The 17,114-nt window shown below is 64.7% G+C and carries 16 protein-coding genes and 1 pseudogene; 12 read left to right on the forward strand and 5 right to left on the reverse strand.

The features are described from left to right. The 5 genes and pseudogenes from B3P22_RS11245 to B3P22_RS11265 form a co-directional block, all read left to right on the forward strand. Positions 1-274, forward strand: a pseudogene (locus B3P22_RS11245) (efflux transporter periplasmic adaptor subunit); the annotation flags it as partial. Then, the gene (locus tag B3P22_RS11250) at positions 271-3,447 is read left to right on the forward strand and encodes an efflux RND transporter permease subunit (RefSeq protein WP_012614062.1); all 3,177 of its coding nucleotides are present in this window, start codon (positions 271-273) and stop codon (positions 3,445-3,447) included. The pseudogene B3P22_RS11245 and the gene B3P22_RS11250, both read left to right, overlap by 4 nt. Positions 3,448-3,467: 20 nt before the next feature. Further along, the gene (locus tag B3P22_RS11255; protein WP_003821143.1) at positions 3,468-4,973 is read left to right on the forward strand and encodes an efflux transporter outer membrane subunit; all 1,506 of its coding nucleotides are present in this window, start codon (positions 3,468-3,470) and stop codon (positions 4,971-4,973) included. Between the two features lie 49 nt (positions 4,974-5,022). Further along, the gene (locus tag B3P22_RS11260; RefSeq protein ID WP_015912830.1) at positions 5,023-5,409 is read left to right on the forward strand and encodes a MerR family transcriptional regulator; all 387 of its coding nucleotides are present in this window, start codon (positions 5,023-5,025) and stop codon (positions 5,407-5,409) included. A gap of 79 nt (positions 5,410-5,488) precedes the next feature. Further along, a complete protein-coding gene (locus B3P22_RS11265; protein ID WP_021204989.1) occupies positions 5,489-6,685 on the forward strand; it encodes an MFS transporter in 1,197 nt (398 codons plus the stop codon). A gap of 46 nt (positions 6,686-6,731) precedes the next feature. On the opposite strand, the gene B3P22_RS11270 is transcribed toward B3P22_RS11265, so the two are convergent. Continuing rightward, positions 6,732-7,235 carry a ClbS/DfsB family four-helix bundle protein gene (locus B3P22_RS11270; RefSeq protein ID WP_003821138.1) on the reverse strand — a complete coding sequence of 168 codons (504 nt, stop codon included), beginning with the start codon at positions 7,233-7,235 and terminating at the stop codon, positions 6,732-6,734. A 181-nt stretch (positions 7,236-7,416) separates the two neighbouring features. After that, positions 7,417-7,959, reverse strand: coding sequence for a nuclear transport factor 2 family protein (locus B3P22_RS11275; RefSeq protein WP_015912832.1), 543 nt, complete (start codon positions 7,957-7,959; stop codon positions 7,417-7,419). A gap of 199 nt (positions 7,960-8,158) precedes the next feature. Between B3P22_RS11275 and B3P22_RS11280 the strand changes: the two genes are divergently transcribed. Next, positions 8,159-8,854 (forward strand): FadR/GntR family transcriptional regulator, encoded by a 696-nt coding sequence (locus B3P22_RS11280; RefSeq protein ID WP_003821135.1) that lies wholly within the window; start codon positions 8,159-8,161, stop codon positions 8,852-8,854. A 155-nt stretch (positions 8,855-9,009) separates the two neighbouring features. On the opposite strand, the gene B3P22_RS11285 is transcribed toward B3P22_RS11280, so the two are convergent. Then, a complete protein-coding gene (locus B3P22_RS11285; RefSeq protein ID WP_012614065.1) occupies positions 9,010-9,420 on the reverse strand; it encodes a hypothetical protein in 411 nt (136 codons plus the stop codon). Positions 9,421-9,600: 180 nt separating this feature from the next. On the opposite strand from B3P22_RS11285, the gene copM reads away from it, so the two are divergent. The 3 genes from copM to kdsA all read left to right on the forward strand — a co-directional run bounded on the left by copM (position 9,601) and on the right by kdsA (position 11,617). Continuing rightward, on the forward strand, positions 9,601-10,302 hold the full coding sequence (gene copM / locus B3P22_RS11290; protein WP_003821133.1) for a CopM family metallochaperone: 702 nt from the start codon (positions 9,601-9,603) through the stop codon (positions 10,300-10,302). A 10-nt stretch (positions 10,303-10,312) separates the two neighbouring features. Then, positions 10,313-10,570 (forward strand): glutaredoxin family protein, encoded by a 258-nt coding sequence (locus tag B3P22_RS11295; RefSeq protein WP_003821132.1) that lies wholly within the window; start codon positions 10,313-10,315, stop codon positions 10,568-10,570. Positions 10,571-10,744: 174 nt separating this feature from the next. Continuing rightward, entirely contained in the window at positions 10,745-11,617 is an 873-nt protein-coding gene (gene kdsA / locus B3P22_RS11300; RefSeq protein WP_003821131.1) for a 3-deoxy-8-phosphooctulonate synthase, read from the forward strand. Between the two features lie 50 nt (positions 11,618-11,667). Here kdsA and mobH read toward each other — a convergent pair whose 3' ends face one another. Further along, a complete protein-coding gene (gene mobH, locus B3P22_RS11305) occupies positions 11,668-13,539 on the reverse strand; it encodes a MobH family relaxase (protein WP_003821130.1) in 1,872 nt (623 codons plus the stop codon). A gap of 316 nt (positions 13,540-13,855) precedes the next feature. On the opposite strand from mobH, the gene B3P22_RS11310 reads away from it, so the two are divergent. The 3 genes from B3P22_RS11310 (at position 13,856) to B3P22_RS11320 (ending at position 15,577) form a co-directional block, all read left to right on the forward strand. Then, complete coding sequence (locus B3P22_RS11310) at positions 13,856-14,482, forward strand: integrase (RefSeq protein WP_003821129.1); 627 nt, start codon at positions 13,856-13,858, stop codon at positions 14,480-14,482. 12 nt (positions 14,483-14,494) lie between these two features. Further along, positions 14,495-15,127 carry an RES family NAD+ phosphorylase gene (locus tag B3P22_RS11315; protein WP_012614066.1) on the forward strand — a complete coding sequence of 211 codons (633 nt, stop codon included), beginning with the start codon at positions 14,495-14,497 and terminating at the stop codon, positions 15,125-15,127. Positions 15,128-15,211: 84 nt separating this feature from the next. Beyond that, positions 15,212-15,577: a DUF3742 family protein gene (locus tag B3P22_RS11320; protein WP_003821127.1), complete on the forward strand. Its 366-nt coding sequence runs from the start codon at positions 15,212-15,214 to the stop codon at positions 15,575-15,577. Positions 15,578-15,588: 11 nt separating this feature from the next. Here the strand turns inward: B3P22_RS11320 and B3P22_RS11325 are convergent, their stop codons facing one another. After that, positions 15,589-17,109, reverse strand: coding sequence for a conjugal transfer protein TraG N-terminal domain-containing protein (locus B3P22_RS11325; RefSeq protein WP_296271052.1), 1,521 nt, complete (start codon positions 17,107-17,109; stop codon positions 15,589-15,591). Between the last annotated feature and the right edge of the window lie 5 nt (positions 17,110-17,114).

The following is a 17,114-nucleotide window of genomic DNA, read 5'->3' on the forward strand; positions in this document are numbered from 1 at the left end:
CGAACTGGGGCCGGTGGTGGACGGGCTGCGCGTCATCAACGGCGGCCTGCAGGCCGGTGAGAAGATCATCATCAAGGGCCTCGTGCGCCCCGGCATGGCGGTCACGCCGCGCATGGTGCCCATGCAGGCGCCCGCGGCACCGGCCGCCGGCGCGACCGGCGCGACCAAGGCTGCGGCAAACGCTCCGGCTCCCGCTGCGGCGCCTGCCAAGGCCGGTGGCGCGGACCCCGCCAAGGCTGACGGCGCGGCCGGCTCGGCGGAGGCCCGCAAATGAATTTCCCCCGCTTCTTCATCAACCGGCCGATCTTCGCCATCGTCCTGTCGGTGCTGATGCTGATCGCGGGCGCGATCAGCTATTTCCAGCTCCCCCTGAGCGAGTACCCCCAGGTCACGCCGCCGACGGTGCAGGTCACCGCCAGCTATCCCGGCGCCAACCCGCAGGTGATCGCCGACACCGTGGCATCGCCGCTGGAGCAGGCGGTCAACGGCGTGGAAGGCATGATGTACATGCAGTCCCAGATGTCCACGGACGGGCGGATGGTGCTGACCATCTCGTTCGAGCAGCACATCGACCCCGACGTCGCGCAGATCCAGGTGCAGAACCGCGTCTCACGCGCGCTGCCCCGGTTGCCGCCCGAGGTCCAGCGCATCGGCGTGGTCACCGACAAGACCGCGCCCGATATTCTCATGGTGGTGCATATGCTCTCGCCGGGGGACCGCTACGACCCGCTGTACGTGTCCAACTACGCGATGCTCAACGTGCGCGACGAACTGGCGCGCCTGCCGGGCATCGCCAACGTGATCATCGGCGGTGAAGGCGAGTACGCAATGCGCGTCTGGCTCGACCCCGAGAAGGTCGCATCGCGGGGCATGACCGCCAGCGATGTGGTCGCCGCCATCCGCGAGCAGAACGTGCAGGTCGCAGCCGGCTCGATCGGCCAGCAGCCGAATGCGTCGGCCGCCTTCCAGGTCAGCGTCAATGCGCTGGGGCGCCTGACCACCGAAGAGCAGTTCGGCGACATCGTGATCAAGGCCGGCGCCAACGGCCAGGTGACCCGCCTGCGCGACGTCGCACGCCTGGAACTGGGCTCGGACAACTACACCATGCGCGGCCAGCTCGACGGCGAGAACGCGGTCGGCCTGCAAATCCTGATGACGCCCGGCTCCAATGCCCTGGACACGTCCAGCGCGGTGCGCGCGACGATGGAGCGGCTGCAGGCCAAGTTCCCCGAAGGCATCGAGTACAAGATCGCCTACGACCCCACAGTCTTCGTGCGCGCCTCGCTCCAGTCCGTCGCCGTCACGCTGCTGGAGGCCATCCTCCTGGTGGTGATCGTGGTGGTGCTGTTCCTGCAATCTTGGCGCGCGTCGATCATTCCACTGATCGCCGTGCCGGTCTCGCTGGTCGGCACGTTCGCGGTGATGCACATGTTCGGCTTCTCGCTGAACACGCTGTCGCTGTTTGGCCTCGTGCTCTCCATCGGCATCGTGGTGGATGACGCCATCGTGGTGGTGGAGAACGTGGAGCGCCACATGGCGCTGGGCGAATCGCCCAAGGATGCGGCGCGCAAGGCGATGGATGAAGTGACTGGCCCGATCCTGGCCATCACCTCGGTGCTGGCAGCGGTCTTCATCCCCTCGGCGTTCCTGTCGGGGCTGCAGGGCGAGTTCTATCGCCAGTTCGCGCTGACCATCGCGTTCTCGACCATCCTGTCGGCGATCAACTCGCTTACGCTGTCGCCAGCGCTGGCCGCCATCCTGCTCAAGCCGCACCACGGCGCGGCCAAGCCCGATCGTCTCACGCGCATCATCGACGGCGTGTTCGGCGGCTTCTTCCGCCGCTTCAACCGCTTCTTCGATCGCGCCTCGAATTCCTACGTCGGGGGCGTGCGCCGCGCGGTGCGCGGCAGCGCCATCGTGCTGCTGCTCTACGTCGGCTTCCTGGGCCTGACCTGGCTGGGCTTCCACAAGGTGCCTGCGGGCTTCGTGCCGGCCCAGGACAAGTACTATCTCGTGGGCATCGCCCAGCTTCCGACCGGCGCCTCGCTGGATCGCACCGAGGCGGTCGTCAAGGAGATGACCAAGATCGCACTGGCTGAGCCGGGCGTCGAGAGCGTGGTGGCCTTCCCGGGCCTGTCGGTCAATGGACCGGTGAACCAGCCGAACACCGCGCTGATGTTCGCCATGCTCAAGCCCTTCGATGAGCGCAAGGACCCGTCGCTGTCGGCCTTCGCCATCCAGGGCAAGCTCATGGGCAAGTTCAGCCAGATCCCGGACGGCTTCGTTGGCATCTTCCCGCCGCCGCCGGTGCCGGGCCTGGGTTCGATGGGCGGCTTCAAGCTGCAGATCGAGGACCGGGCGGGCCTGGGTCCCGAGGCGCTTGCGCAGGCACAGGGCCAGATCATGGGCAAGGCCATGCAGGCGCCCGAGCTGGCGAACATGCTCGCCAGCTTCCAGACCAATGCGCCGCAGTTGCAGGTGGACATCGACCGGGTGAAGGCCAAGTCGCAGGGCGTATCGCTGACCGAGGTGTTCGACACCCTGCAGGTCAACCTTGGCTCGCTCTACGTCAACGACTTCAACCGCTTCGGTCGCACCTACCGGGTCATGGCCCAGGCCGATGCGCAGTTCCGCATGCAGGCTGAGGACATAGGCATGCTCAAGGTGCGCAATGCAGCGGGCGACATGATCCCGCTGAGCGCGATCGCGACCATCGAGCGCAGTTCCGGCCCCGACCGGGTGATGCATTACAACGGCTTTCCCTCGGCCGACATCAGCGGCGGGCCAGCGCCGGGCTACTCGTCCGGCCAGGCCACCGCCGCGATTGAGAAGATCGTGAGCGAATCGCTGCCGGACGGTATGACCTACGAATGGACGGACCTGACTTTCCAGGAAAAACGGGTTGGCAACACGGCGATCTACATCTTCGCGCTGGCGGTGCTGCTCGCCTTCCTGTTCCTGGCGGCCCAGTACAACAGTTGGTCGCTGCCGTTCGCTGTGCTGCTGATTGCACCCATGGCGCTGCTCTCGGCGATCGCCGGCGTCTGGCTCTCTGGGGGCGACAACAACATCTTCACGCAGATCGGTTTCGTGGTGCTGGTCGGCCTGGCTGCCAAGAACGCGATCCTGATCGTGGAGTTCGCCCGCGCGAAGGAAAGCGAAGGGGCCGATCCGCTGGCAGCCGTGCTCGAAGCCGCGCGCTTGCGGCTGCGCCCGATCTTGATGACGTCGTTCGCCTTCATCGCTGGCGTGGTGCCGCTGGTGCTGGCCAGCGGTGCGGGCGCCGAGATGCGCCACGCCATGGGCATCGCGGTGTTCGCCGGCATGCTGGGCGTGACGGTATTCGGCCTGGTGCTGACGCCGGTGTTCTACGTTGTGGTGCGCAAGCTGGCGCTGCGCCGCGAAGCGCGCCATGCCCGTGGCGGCATGACCGACCAGCACGCATGACGGCCAGGAGGACATACGACATGAAAACATCTTTCGCATTCACACGACCCGCCAGGACGCTGGCGCCGCTCGCCCTCGCGGCGGCGCTGGCTGGCTGCTCCATGGCACCGAAGTATGACCGGCCCGCAGCGCCGATCGACACGGCCTATCCCTCGGGCGCGGCCTATGTGGAACTGGCGGCCGCGACGCCCGACGACGCGATCACGGCCGAGATCGGTTGGCGGGACTTCTTCCGCGACCCGCTGCTGCAGCAGTTGATCGGCATTTCGCTGGAGAACAACCGCGACATGCACAAAGCCGCGCTCAACGTGGAGGCGGCTCAGGCGCTGTACCGTATCCAGCGTGCCGAGATGCTGCCGAACCTGGGCGTTTCCGCCCGCGGCGCGTCAGAGCGCGTACCGGCCGACCTCAGTACCACGGGGCAAAGCGACGTGCTCCGGCGCTACGACGTGGCCGGGGTGACGGCCGCCTGGGAGCTGGACCTGTGGGGCCGCATCCGCAGCCTCAACGACCGGGCGCTGGCGTCCTACCTGGCCCTCGACGAGACCCGCATCGCCACGCAGATGAGCCTGGTGTCCGAGGTGGCCAGCGCCTACCTCACGCTGCGCGCCGACCAGGAACTGCTGCGCCTGACGAGCGACACCCTCGCCACACAGAAGCGCTCCTATGACCTGACCACCCAACTGGTGGAAGCGGGAAATTCCACGCAGCTCGACCTGCGCCGCGCGGAGATCGCGCTGCGCACCGCCGAGGCCAACCGCGCCGCCTACACGCGGCAGGCGGCCAAGGACCGCAACGCGCTGGTGCTGCTGCTGGGCCAGCCGCTGACGCCGGAGCTGTCCCGGCAGCTTGACGAGGCCGTGGCGCTGCCGGACGACATCGTGCCGACCGACCTGCCGAGCGGCCTGCCGTCCGAACTGCTCGCGCGTCGGCCGGACATCCGCGCCGCCGAGCAGATGCTGATCGGCGCCAACGCCAACATCGGCGCGGCGCGGGCCGCGTTCTTCCCGACGATTAGCCTCACGGGCTCGGCGGGCACGGCCAGCGCTTCGCTGGACGGCCTGTTCGATTCGGGCTCGCGGGCCTGGAGCTTCCTGCCGCAGATCACGCTGCCCATCTTCCGCGGCGGCGCGTTGCGAGCCAATCTGGACGTGGCACAGGTACAAAAGAGGATCGAAATCGCCAACTACGAGAAGTCTATCCAGGCGGCCTTTGCTGAGGTGGCTGACGGCTTGGCGGGCAAGCGCACGCTTGATGAGCAGATCCGCTCGGAGCAGCTCCTGGTAGCGGCTAGCCAGAAAGCCTACCAACTAGCCGAGCAACGCTTCCAGGAAGGCGTGGACGACAACCTCACCTTGCTCGATGCGCAACGCACACAGTACGGTGCGCAGCAGACCCTGGTGCGCACGCGCCTGACGCGGCTGAACAACCTCATCCACCTCTACAAGGCGCTGGGTGGCGGCTGGACTGAGCACACGGTGCAATCGGGCGCCACCGGGCAACCATCCGCCCGGTCGCCGGGATAAGGGCTATGCGCAACGGCGGCGTTCCCCATCGTTGCGCACGGAGAACCGGATGAGGATCGGTGAACTTGCGCGCTTGACGGGCACCCCCCCGGAGAACATTCGGTTCTACGAGCGGGAGGGCCTGTTGCAAGCCCCGGAGCGGTCACGCAACAACTATCGGCGCTATGGCCCGGCCCATGTCGAACGGCTTCACCTGATTCGCAACTACCGTGCCTCGGGAATCGGCCTGGATGACGTGCGCCGCCTACTGGGTTGGGCACATGAGGGGTTCCTGGAACCTGAGCTGCTAAGGCAGGCTGTCCAAGGCCATCTCGCCTGTGTTGAGGAACGCATGGAGCAACTGATCCAGGTGAAAGAGCACCTGCTCGCATTGGCCCTGCACGGTGCTGCTTCCGCCGGGGCTTCCGAGGATGGACCGGCTCGCGATGGTTCGTGAGCATCGCATGTCCATATAACTGAATATATATTCATGCGTGTAATATTTCCGGCCAGACAAACGAATAAGAAAGACGCCCATGACCGACCAGAGCATCACGCGCCGAAACATCGGCGTTCTCACCGCCGCGCAGGCGCTCGGCGGCGCCAGCGCGCCCATCGTGATGTCGCTGGGTGGGCTGGTCGGCCAGCAGCTTGCCAAGAATTCGGCCTGGATCACCTTGCCCGTGAGTCTGTTCGGCCTGGGTCTTGCCATCGGCACCTTGCCTGCCGCCTTCATCATGCGGCACCATGGCCGCCGCAACGGATACGTGGTGGGGGTCGGCTTCGGCGTGGCCTCGGGCCTGATCGCCGCGTTGGGCATCATGCTGGCCTCGTTCTGGATCTTCTGCGCCGGCACCTTCCTGGCGGGCTTCTACGGCGCGTATGTGCAGAGCTACCGCTTCGCAGCCGCCGACACCGCCGAGGACGCGCTTAAGGCCAAGGCCATTTCCTGGGTCATGGTGGGCGGTCTCGCGGGCGCCATCATCGGGCCGCAGTTGGTGATCTTCACGCGCGATGCGGTAGCGGGCACGCCCTACGTTGGCAGCTTCCTCAGCCAGGCGCTGCTGCCGCTGATCGCCTTGCCGATCCTGCTGATGCTGCGCACGCCGAGCCAGACCCAGGCCGAAGCAGTCGCCGATAGCGGTCGGACGGTGCTGCAGCTCTTGGCGATGCCGCGCTATCTGCTGGCCGTGGCTGCGGGCGTGGTGTCCTATGGGGTGATGGCGTTCGTGATGACGGCCGCGCCGGTGGCGATGGTCAACCACGGGCATTCGGTGGACAACGCCGCCCTAGGAATACAGTGGCACCTGCTGGCGATGTTCGGGCCGAGCTTTTTCACAGGACGACTGATGGTGCGCTACGGCAAGGAGCGCGTGACCGCCGTCGGCATGGTGCTGCTCGCCGCCTCCGGGGTGGTGGCCCTGGGCGGGCTCGGCCTGTCCCACTTCTGGGGCTCGCTGGCGCTGCTGGGCATCGGCTGGAACTTCAGCTTCATCGGCGCGACGGCGATGGTCACCGATTGCCACACCCCGGCCGAGCGCAGCAAGGCGCAGGGCATGAACGATTTCTTCGTCTTCGCCGCCACGGCGGCCGTGTCGTTCCTCGCGGGATCGATCCTGCACAGCTCGGGCTGGCAGGCGGTCAACTGGATGATCTTCCCGGCCCTGGCGCTGATCCTGGTGCCGCTGCTGTGGCAGGCCGCGCGAAAGCCGGCGCTGCCAGCTCCGGTCTGATCGGAGCGGTGCAAGAGGCGCTCCGCGCAGTGGGTCGCCTCGGCCGCTACAGCACCTGCTTCCACTGGCGCAGCCTCGACAGCGCGTCGTCGTAGGCGGTGGAGGTGAAGAACTGGATCTTGCGCCCGAGGGTCTTCATCGGGCTCAACGCGGGATCGAAAAGCGAGGCGTTCGAATGGTGCGCCACGCAGTCGAGCACCCGGTCCTGTCCCTCCGTGAGCATGGCTTCCAGCTCGCGAAGGTCTCTGCCCGCGAAACGGCGCTGGAAGCCGGCAGAAAGACGCTCGGCCCGCTGCGCCATCGCACTCGGCGAGTAAAAGGACGCCGAAGGTCCAGGCGTCCGATCATGCGCGAACTGCAGGATCATCGTGTTCCAGACGATGACGTCCACCAGGACCATCGCAGCGTTGGTATGCAGGCGCGGCTCCTGCCAGATCATGGCCGTGTGCCGGTAGTGGCTGGCGGGAATGGTGGCAGCTTCTACCCCGAGCTTTCGGTGGCTGGCGCGAACCTTGTCAAGGAGTTCCTGCTTCGTGGTTGGTAGTTTCATTCGGGATTTCTATTTCATCGAGACAAGGCTCGATAACCGGCGTGTCAGATATTCATCAAGTCACCAGCGCAATTACCTTGGATTGAGGAAAAGCGCTTGCCTCACCGCTGCGCTGGCGGCGCCGAGGGCTTGTGCATGATGAAGCGGGACATGTCGGTGATTTCCTGTTTGCGGATTTACGTTACTGCTGAAGCTGCTTCTGCATGGTGTTGTGGTTGTAGTAGTCGCTGGCATAGACAATCTTTCCGTTCGAAACACGGAAGAAGCTCGCGCCGAAATAACTGATGGTCGAACTGGAGGGCGACGTCCCGCCATTGCTGTTCTTGGTGGCGGTGAATTCCCACTCGATCGCCACACCATCGCCGGAGGCAACCGGCTGCGAACGGATTTTCATTTTTCGGTCGGGCAGGATTTTCATCAGAAACTGCGAGACTTCGGTAATGGCTTGAGGCCCAGTGCGGGACGCTTCATTGCTGGTATTGAAATAGACGACGTTGGAATCGAGCACTTTTTCCATCGCGTCGGTTCGCCCGCCATTCCAGGCGTCAAGGTATTGCCGGACCACCTTCACGTTCTCTGGCTCATCTGCCGCCTGCGACGTGACGCTATAGGCGAGTGAAGCCAGCCCGAGGAATATCGCTCCCAAAGCCTGCACCGGACGGCAGCGCAAGCCGTCTGAAGAACGAAGGGGCCTGAATGACAGGGCGTGCTGCATGTTGTTCATGGTCGAAATACTCCAAAAGGTGTTGAAAAAAATCCCGCTCGCACGGGCGTGGTGGAAAATCGCATGTCGCGCGCAACGAAGCACAGGCCGTCGGCAATTGCTCTTTTGTCAAATACATAGAATCATCCTATGTATAAGGCCTGAGTTGCTACAATCGAGGTCCGATGGGCTCCCGTCTCTACGTCATTTGAGAACCGCGATGAATAACCGCTTCACACTCCCACAGGCGCCGCGGCGTTCGCTCGTCGATTCGACGATTGAGCTGATCCGCGGCCAGATCGAGGGAGGCGCCTGGAAGGTCGGCGAGCGCATCCCCAGGGAGCAGGAACTGGCCGAGATGCTGGAGGTTGGCCGCAACACGGTGCGGGAAGCCATTCGCGTGCTCTCGCACGGCCAGGTCCTGGAAGTCCGCCAGGGTGATGGCACCTACGTGCGAACCAATATCGATCCGGCCGAGGTCATGCGCCGTGTCGGGCGTTCCGGCTTGCGAGAGCACTTCGCGTTGCGCTGCATGCTGGAAACCGAGGCGGCCAGGTTGGCCGCGGTGCATCGGTCCAAGGCGGACGTTGGGCTGCTGCGCCGACTGTTGAAGGCCCGCGGCGAGCAGGAGCAACACGCATCGAGCGCGGCCTTTGCCGAGGCCGATACGGCTTTCCACTGCGCGATCGCCGGGATGTGCGGCAACGGCGCGCTGGCTGAGCTGTACCGCTACTTCGCGAACTCGGTCCGCATGAACACGCTGACTGCGCTGAAGGACAAGGAACTGCCCGAGCCGGGTCTCGCGACCCATGAGGCGATCGTGGATGCTATCGAGCGCCAGGATGGAGAAGCAGCTGCGGCGGCTGTGCGGAACGTGGTCGCTCCGCTGATTGCGGCACTTGAGAAATCGGGTTGATCCGAGCGCGACTCCCGCGCTGGCAATGCCGCTTTCCATCGAGCAGCCGGTCGCCGGCCCCGTTGATCGGAACGCGGGTTGTTTCCCGGAGAGCACGCGGTAGCCGGTCCTCATGGATAGGCCCTTGGTGCGCTACAGCGACCGGACGGTGCTGTTCATATCGAATCTTCGACGCGACCACCCGCCAGGACATACCGGGCCAGCGCCTCGGCATCGGCGTGGGTGGCCCGGGTGGACTGCGGTGTACCGAAAGCCTGGACGAGCTTTGGCAGCATGGCCTCCAACTGGGCTCGCTTATCCGAATCCGGTTCGACGTGGATGAGCGCGAGCAATGTGCCGCCAAGCGTCTCCTTGTGAGTCTTCAGCCAGACGCCGCGCTGAGCGCGATCGTCGAGAGTCTCTTCTGGCCCTCCCGCGACGTAGATAAGCACGAAGGGCTTTCCGCAGGCGACGAGTTCATCCATTTCCGCGCACCAGGCGCTGCTGTATCCGTTGTAGATGCTTGCGCCGTCGAAGCGGACGATGGGGAAATCGCTGGTGTCGTGAACTTTCGGTTGCTGGGACATGATCCTGGACTCTCGCTATTAACGTCCTAACATCCTACCTTTGTTGAGAATTACTTGCAACTGAAATGGGCATGGGCACACCGCCGTGCAGCGCCAAGTGACGGGCGAAATAAGGGCTTGACCTTCCAACAATGGGAGGCCCTACAGTGAACCCATCAACCTCATTCAAGGAGTTTTTTCATGAAGGTCAACAAGTTCAGCCTCTTGTTCATTGCGGGCGCCGTCGTGGTCGCCGCCGGCCTGATGGCCGTCCAGAAGAAGGTGGTCGTCCCGTCGGGTGAAGCGATGCAGGCCAGTGCGGGCGGAGGTCACCAAGGGCACGCGATGCCCTCCAGCGCCTCGGCCAATGACAGTCCTTCCACGACCGCGTATCGCGCCGTGAACGACCAGATGCACGCCGGGATGGGAGCGCAGTTCACTGGCAACGCCGACGTCGATTTCATGCGTGGCATGATCCCGCACCACCAGGGCGCGATCGACATGGCCAAGGTGGCGCTGCAGTACGGCAAGGACCCGGAGGTTCACAAGCTGGCCCAGGAGGTCATCACCGTGCAGGAAGGCGAGATCGCCATGATGAACAAGTGGCTGGGCGACAACGGCCAGCAGGCGGCGGCCGGCAGCTCGGGCGATGCCTCGACGGCCGCCTACCGTGCCGGCAACGACCGCATGCATGCGGACATGATGATCGACTTCAGCGGCGACGCCGATGTGGACTTCATGCGCGGCATGATCCCGCACCACCAGGGTGCGATCGACATGGCCAAGGTGGCGCTGCAGTACGGCAAGAACCCGGAGGTCCGCAAGTTGGCTCAGGAGGTCATCTCCGCGCAGGAAGGCGAGATCGCCATGATGAAGAGTTGGCTTGTCGCTCGGGGCAAGTGAAGGCACGACCATGAACCAAGCCAACACCCCGCGCATCCTCATCTATAGCACTCCAACTTGCCCGGACTGCCGGGCACTAAAGGAGTGGTTGTCCCAGCAGGGCATCGCGTTTGAAGAGCGCGACCTGACCGACCCGAAGATTTCCGCGGAGGCCAAGTCACGAACCGGCGTGCGCGTGGCCCCGATCACGATCGTCGGCGACGAGGTCTTCTATGGCACCTTCGCGAGCCAGAAGCCGAGGCTGATGAAGGCGCTCGGTCTTCAGTGAGCCGCTGAAGGAAGACCGTGGTCACGGGCGGAGTCGCCGGTGCGGACCCCGGTCGGACCCTGTAAGCGCTGTTGTGGACGCGTCTGCACGCAAAGCTCAAGACCGTGAGGCATTCTTCGCCGACGACGCTCGGCGCTTTCGCCTGCGGTCGTTGACATCACGAGAGGAATTTTTATGCGATCGACATCATCAGCCACCTCCCTGCACGTCGCCATTTCCGAGGGCATCACAGTCGCCAACGACCTGCCGTTCGTGCTGTTCGGCGGCATCAACGTCATCGAGGATCTCGATACGACCCTGGCTGCGGCTGAGCACTTCGCGGAGGTGACGCGCAAGCTGGGGATACCCTTCGTTTTCAAGGCGTCGTTCGACAAGGCCAATCGCTCGTCGATCCATTCTTTCCGAGGTGTCGGCCTGGAGGAAGGGCTGCGGGTCCTCGATGCGGTCAAGTCGCGGTTCGGATGCCCAGTCTTGACCGACGTGCATGAGGTTGAGCAGGCCATGCAGGTCGCTGCCGTTGCCGACGTACTGCAAGTTCCGGCCTTCCTGGCCCGGCAGACCGATCTGGTGGCCGCCATTGCCCGCACCGGTCGGGTAGTGAATGTCAAGAAGCCGCAGTTCCTCAGCCCGGGCCAGATCAGGCATGTCGTCCACAAACTGCACGAGGCTGGCAACCCGCGCGTCCTGCTGTGCGAGCGTGGCACGCAGTTCGGCTACGACAATCTCGTCGTGGACATGTTGGGCTTCCGCGAAATGAGCGTTGCCAGCAGTGGCCTGCCACTGGTGTTCGACGTAACCCATAGCCTGCAGCGGCGAGAAGCGGATGCGTTGGCTTCGGGTGGGCGTCGCCAACAGTTGCCCGAACTCGCGCGGGCCGGCATGGCGGTCGGCATTGGCGGTTTGTTCCTCGAAGCACACGCCGACCCGGCGCATGCACGTTGTGACGGACCCAGCGCTCTGCCACTGGACACGCTCGAACCGCTGCTGCGGCAGGTCAAGGCGGTGGACCAACTCGTCAAGTCGTTCGAGCCTCTTCGGATCGACTGAAGCTTGCCACCCGTTCAAACAGAACGTGTGGCACTTCCCCTCTTAGTCGGCTATTTGAGCGACAGATAAGGATTGTTCGGTGGAACGGCATCGAATATGTGCGATGGGTCTTCGAGCAAATAGCCATGCACCTGGCGCGTTTTGCGCGGTCCCATGACCTCGCACGTCCTGATGTTCAGACCCGATGGCTGTTTCCTGTGGAGTCCGAGTTTTTCAAAGCGCTTCTGCACCCACTGCCAGTCCTGCAGGGCCGCGTCCTTCGCAAGCGGCCCAATGGTTGGATGCTCTTGTGCGTAGCGCTGGAAAACACCAGGGCTGATCAGGTAAACCGTGTCGGACACGGTATGTACCAGGGCCTTGGCGTCATTGATGATGAGCTTGCGGGTCTGGACGGCCTGTTTCAGCCAGGCCATGAAATGCTCGCCCGATGGCCGCCCGGTAAATGAGGCGAAATCGTGCGGCGCAGGCGCGGCGGTCGGCGCCGAAGGACCTGGGGCCGATGCGGGAGGGTCGAGCGGCACCGCTGCATCGTCGGCACCCTCTGGCGGGGCTTCGACGGACTGCTCCGGCTCAGGCGTTGTCTCGAACATCGCCAGCATGCTTTCCAGTGGGTCGGCCGGATTGCGCTGCGTGCTGGGAGGTATGGCGTGACTTCCGCCCGACTGATCTGGACGGCTGCTTGCTGCGGGCTCCTTCTCCGTTGCCACCGCTGCTCCAGGTAGCAATGCAGCGTCGGGTGCGGACGGGCGCGGCCCGTCCTCGGCCTCGCCGGCGTTGTCCACGGTCACGGTTCCCGCAAATGGGCTGGGTCGCTCCGAGGGCTCCCAGATCAGCGCCGGGGCCAGGCGCAGGAGCGTGAAGGCATGGGACCAGCCACTCTCACTGGTAATAGTTGCGCGCCAGATGGCCTTGCCGGAGGCGGTGGGCTGCAACATGGCATGATCCTGTAGCACGTTGAACACGGCCGTGTTGTTCGCGGGGATGCCATCGACCCCCTGGGACAGCAGGTGCGCGCGCAGCTTGTCCGAGACTGTCTTGCTCACCAGCCACAGCGCGTCCTCGGTGAGCCAGCCATCGGAGGCCTCCGGCTGGTTCAGTTTCAGCTCTTCCTTGAGCAGGTAGCGCAGCCCGTTGACCAGCTTGCGTTGGAGCGAGTGCTTGGGCGCGGCCATGGCGCGCGCGGGATCGCCGCCCAGCTCCTGGGCGACGGAGGCGCGGTCGGCCTGCACGACAAGCTCGCCCAGAACCCCGGCGTGCTCGTACTGCCCAGCCAAGACGTAGAGCAGCGGCGCCCACAAGGATGGATAGCCACTGAGCCAGTCCAGCAGATCGCGATTGAGCAATTGCTGGTACAGCAAGCCTGTCGCGGCGCTATGAAGCCGGTACTCGCGGTCGTCGCGGTAGCGGAAGCGGTACGGTTGGCGCAGCGGGCCGTGCCATGGGTGCCAGGTGCTGCCGTCGGCCAGCTCGACGTGCAGATCGACGGCCACCTTGCCGATGTCATGGAGCAGTGCGGCATAGGCGACGGCCGCAGTCCAGGCTTCGGCCTGCGCCGCCTGGTCTTCGGGGCTGGCCCCGATGGGCAGCAGATGGGACTGCCGCAGCTTTAGGCTGTAGGCGACGATTTCGAGGCCATGGTCGAGCATGCCGCCCGGGTAGGCATGGTGATGCGCTTCGGAAGCCGGGAAGGCCTGGACCAGCTCGGCGTAGCGCTCCAGCGGCGCGCGGTACAGGGAGGCGAACTGCTTGCGCGAAAGCGAGGTGCGCTGCCAGATGTGTTCCAGCAGCTTCTGCCGGCGCGGGGTGGCGAGCAACGATGCGGCCGACTCCGGCCGCATCAACCCTTTCGGGAGGTCGGTGGCGGGTGCTGGCGACGGCGCGGCAGCGACCGGGGGCCGTTTTCGCTGGAACAGGGAGAGCATGTCGGTGTCCTGATGGCGGGCCGGGCGGGAGGCCTTTTGGCCTTTTCGAGGTAGGGCCTTTCCCCTTGCACCCCATTCCCTTGCCGTTTCGACCCTTTGGCCTTTAACCGTTTCGGTATAGCGGGGCCTGGGCTGCGGCTCCAGCGTCAATGCGGAACCCGCACGAATGGATTAGACGGCGACCTGGCGCTGGGCCCCGGCCTATGCTGCCGGGGCGCTACACCGCCAGGTAGGCTCCCACCCGGGCGACTAAGTTGACAAATGCGACAAAGGAGACTAGAGTGAATCCTGTCTCAAACCTACCTGGGAGCTGACCATGCCCACTGCGATCGAATTCATTGCCGACCGGCTGCCGCGAGTCACGGTGGAGGATGTGCGACGCTTCGCCGATACCGTCGAAATCCGGGATGCACCGGCGTTCGCGGCTGAGTTGCAGGCGTTCATCCACGAGCGCGTGGAGGCGGTGACGCTGCCCGCCAACCTGGAAGGTGAAACGGTGGCGCAGGCCTTGCAGCGCAAGGCGGCCGCGTTGCGCTCCGACACGCGCTGGACACCGGCTGAAACCGATGTCCAGCGAGGCCGCGCCTTGCTGCTGGAAGCCTTCAACCAGCCGGACAACCTGCCGCCTGCCGAGTTCGCCAAGCTGGCGGACAAGTCGCGCCAGCAAATCTACAAGGACATCCTCGCCCGTCGGCTGCTGGCGCTGAACGTGGGGCCGCGCGGCCAGAAGCTGCCCGACTGGCAGCTCGACCCGGTAAAGCAGCAGTTGACCCAAACCGTGCTTCAGGAGGTCGAGGGCATCGACCACTGGACGATCTACCGCGCGCTGTCCGAACCCCTCGAAGGCCTGGGTGGTCGCTCGCCCGTGGATGCGGTGACGCATGGCACGATCGATGACGTGGCCGAGGCCGTGTTCAACGTGCTGGGCGTCCAGGTGCATTGAAGCGAGACCGCCATGAGCCACGAGCTGCCTTCGTTCCTGATCGATGCCGGTGAACTGCTCCAGCATGTGAGCCGCGTCGTCTATCGGGGCAGCCCGCTGTACTATGGCCGCAGCAGCACGAATCGCTACGATGACCCAGCGGGGGCCTACGGCGTGCTCTACCTGGGGCGCGACCTGCCCACGGCGCTGATGGAGTCGGTGTTTCATAAGCACCAGTGGCTTGCGGACACGCAACGCTCGATCGCGCTGAAAGAAGTCCAGGCCCGGATGGTGCGCGCAGTAGGCGTGATGGACGACGTGTTTCTGGCCGATCTCACGGCGCAGGGCGTCATGGCGGGCTACTTCGGCCTGAACCTGGAGCAGTTGGCCAGCCGCGACTACACGCACACGCAGCGGGTGTCCGCCCAGGTGCATGCGATGCTCGGAGATGATGGCCAGGCGCTGTTCGACGGGGTGCTCTATCCGTCGCGCAACAACTATCCCGCCAAGAGCATCGCCCTGTTCGAGCGTGCGGGAGCGAAGGTTGGCGTCATCGAGGACATCGACCTGGTGGACCATGTGGACTGGCCGCGTTTCGTTGTTACCTACCGCATCGGCGTTGAACCCGACCCCGGCCCGGTGGGGCCGGATGACGAAGCGTCCTGAAGCAGCAAGAAAACACATTGAAGCCGCAAACCGAATGAAGTGGAGCAAACTGGAATAGGCATTCCTCAACAGCAGGAGACGACCATGAACACGACGACCCGCACCAGCACCGCAGAACGCCTCGGCCGCGCCTTTGGCCGCGGATGGCGTGCCTATGCGCGACGCGAACGGCGGGCGTCGAACTGGTTGGTGTCCAAGGGCATGCCGCGAGCTGGCGCTACCGCGCTCGTGTGGGTAGCCAAGCTGGCTGTACTGGGGGTGCTGCTCTACGTTGCGTTTTGGTTTGCACTCGTGATGCTGGGCGTTGCGGCGGCGGGATGGGCTGCTGCTGCAAATACTTCGGATGAGGACGAGTGGCCTTTCACCGACCTCACCGAGCTGCGCAAGACGCCGGGCTACGATCCCAACCTGTACAACGACACGTCGCACGAGTTGTACACCGACGACTGACCGGCCTCGCGCTATTTCAGTTTTCCTCCGGTGAGCGCCCCGGCACCCTTGCCGCCAGCTTGGCCGGCGCTCTTGCTGCCATCGGAAAGTCCCTGGATGACGTGCCCGGCCCGAATCCCAACCCAGGTAAGGCTCGCCAGCCAGAATCCCGGCAGAACCAGGAACATCGTGCCCATGACGAACATCAGGAGCATGTCGCCGAAGGCGTTGTTCAACCCTACCAGCGGGTCAAAGTTGGTGTGCGGCCGGTTCCAGCCAAAGCCCCAGCCATAAAGCGCGTCCAGAATCGTTGAATCGATCCAGCGTGCGAGCTGGAACCAGAAGTCCGTGAAGAACAGCGCGAACTGCACGACGCTGACGGTGACGACCGTCTTCAGGTCGTAGGTGCCCACAACCAGCACGAGCGGGATGCAGATGACCAGCGCCATCTTCAGTAAGGCGAGGATCATGGGCAGGGATTGGCGCACGACATCCATGGCAGGAAACGCGGCAATCGCGCCGACTGCCATCCCCACGTCGCCCGTGGCGCGCGTCACGATGTTCGGCAGGGTCTTGTCGATCTGGCCGCCGTAGTCCGTATAGACGCTGCCCTGGTTCAGTTTCTGCTGCCGCGGTGACGCGATGGCGCGGATCACCGAATCGTCCACCTCGGCCCGGCTGAGGAACCCGGCCCAGCCCGCCAGGCGATTCAGCAGGGTCGGGTCCACTTGCCCCAGCAGCCGCGCGCGCAGGCCGTTGCTGCCGTCTGACCACCACTGCCTGCAGGTCGGGTAGCCGCCACCATTGGCAACCTGCGCGAGGCCTGCATCGCGGGTGTCGTCATAGGGCCATGCCTCGCGCGCCGTGCTGGAGCGGTAGCTGTCGTAGTAGCCACCCGTGTCCGTGAAAAAGCGCGAGCCGATCCAGGTTACGTCGTGCATCTGCTGCTCATCGAGATCCGGGCGCTGCATGAACAATTTGGCCCGCGCAGGCCCATAGCAATCCCGCGAGAAGTCCGCGACCTCCTGAGCCAGTACCGGGTCGTCAATGCGGGTCGCGTCGATCTCCATCCTCATCTGCCGCAGGTCCGTACCGCACGGGATCGCCGCTACCGAGGCGCTCGTGACGGCGCGCGAGAGCGCGTGCATGAAAGCCCACCAGACCGGCACCTTCGCCGACTGGTTGTTGATGGTGCTGAAGGACTGCGACCAGCCGGTTTCCGTGGGCTGCGGCACGCTGACCTGGCACTGCGCCGAGCGCGAGCTGTCGTACTGGATGGTGTTGAGGTCCACGTCGATGAACGGAATGCCCGCGAACATCACCACCACGATCGCGACGAACACCCGGTTCTCGATACGGGCGGCACTCAGAACGCCTTTGTTGCCCTCGTCAGCGCCTTCCGCGCGGGCCTTCAGCCACTCCTGCACGACGATGGCGACGAAAGGCAGCGCGAACACCCCGCTGGACACCAGCACGGCCCAGATACCGTTGTTGACGATCCAGGACACGAGGGTGAGGTAGTACTCCAGATAGTCGGTCGTGAAGAGCGTCATGGCCC

The organism is Pseudomonas sp. UBA6323, from assembly GCF_002439135.1.
Classification (GTDB): domain Bacteria; phylum Pseudomonadota; class Gammaproteobacteria; order Pseudomonadales; family Pseudomonadaceae; genus Aquipseudomonas.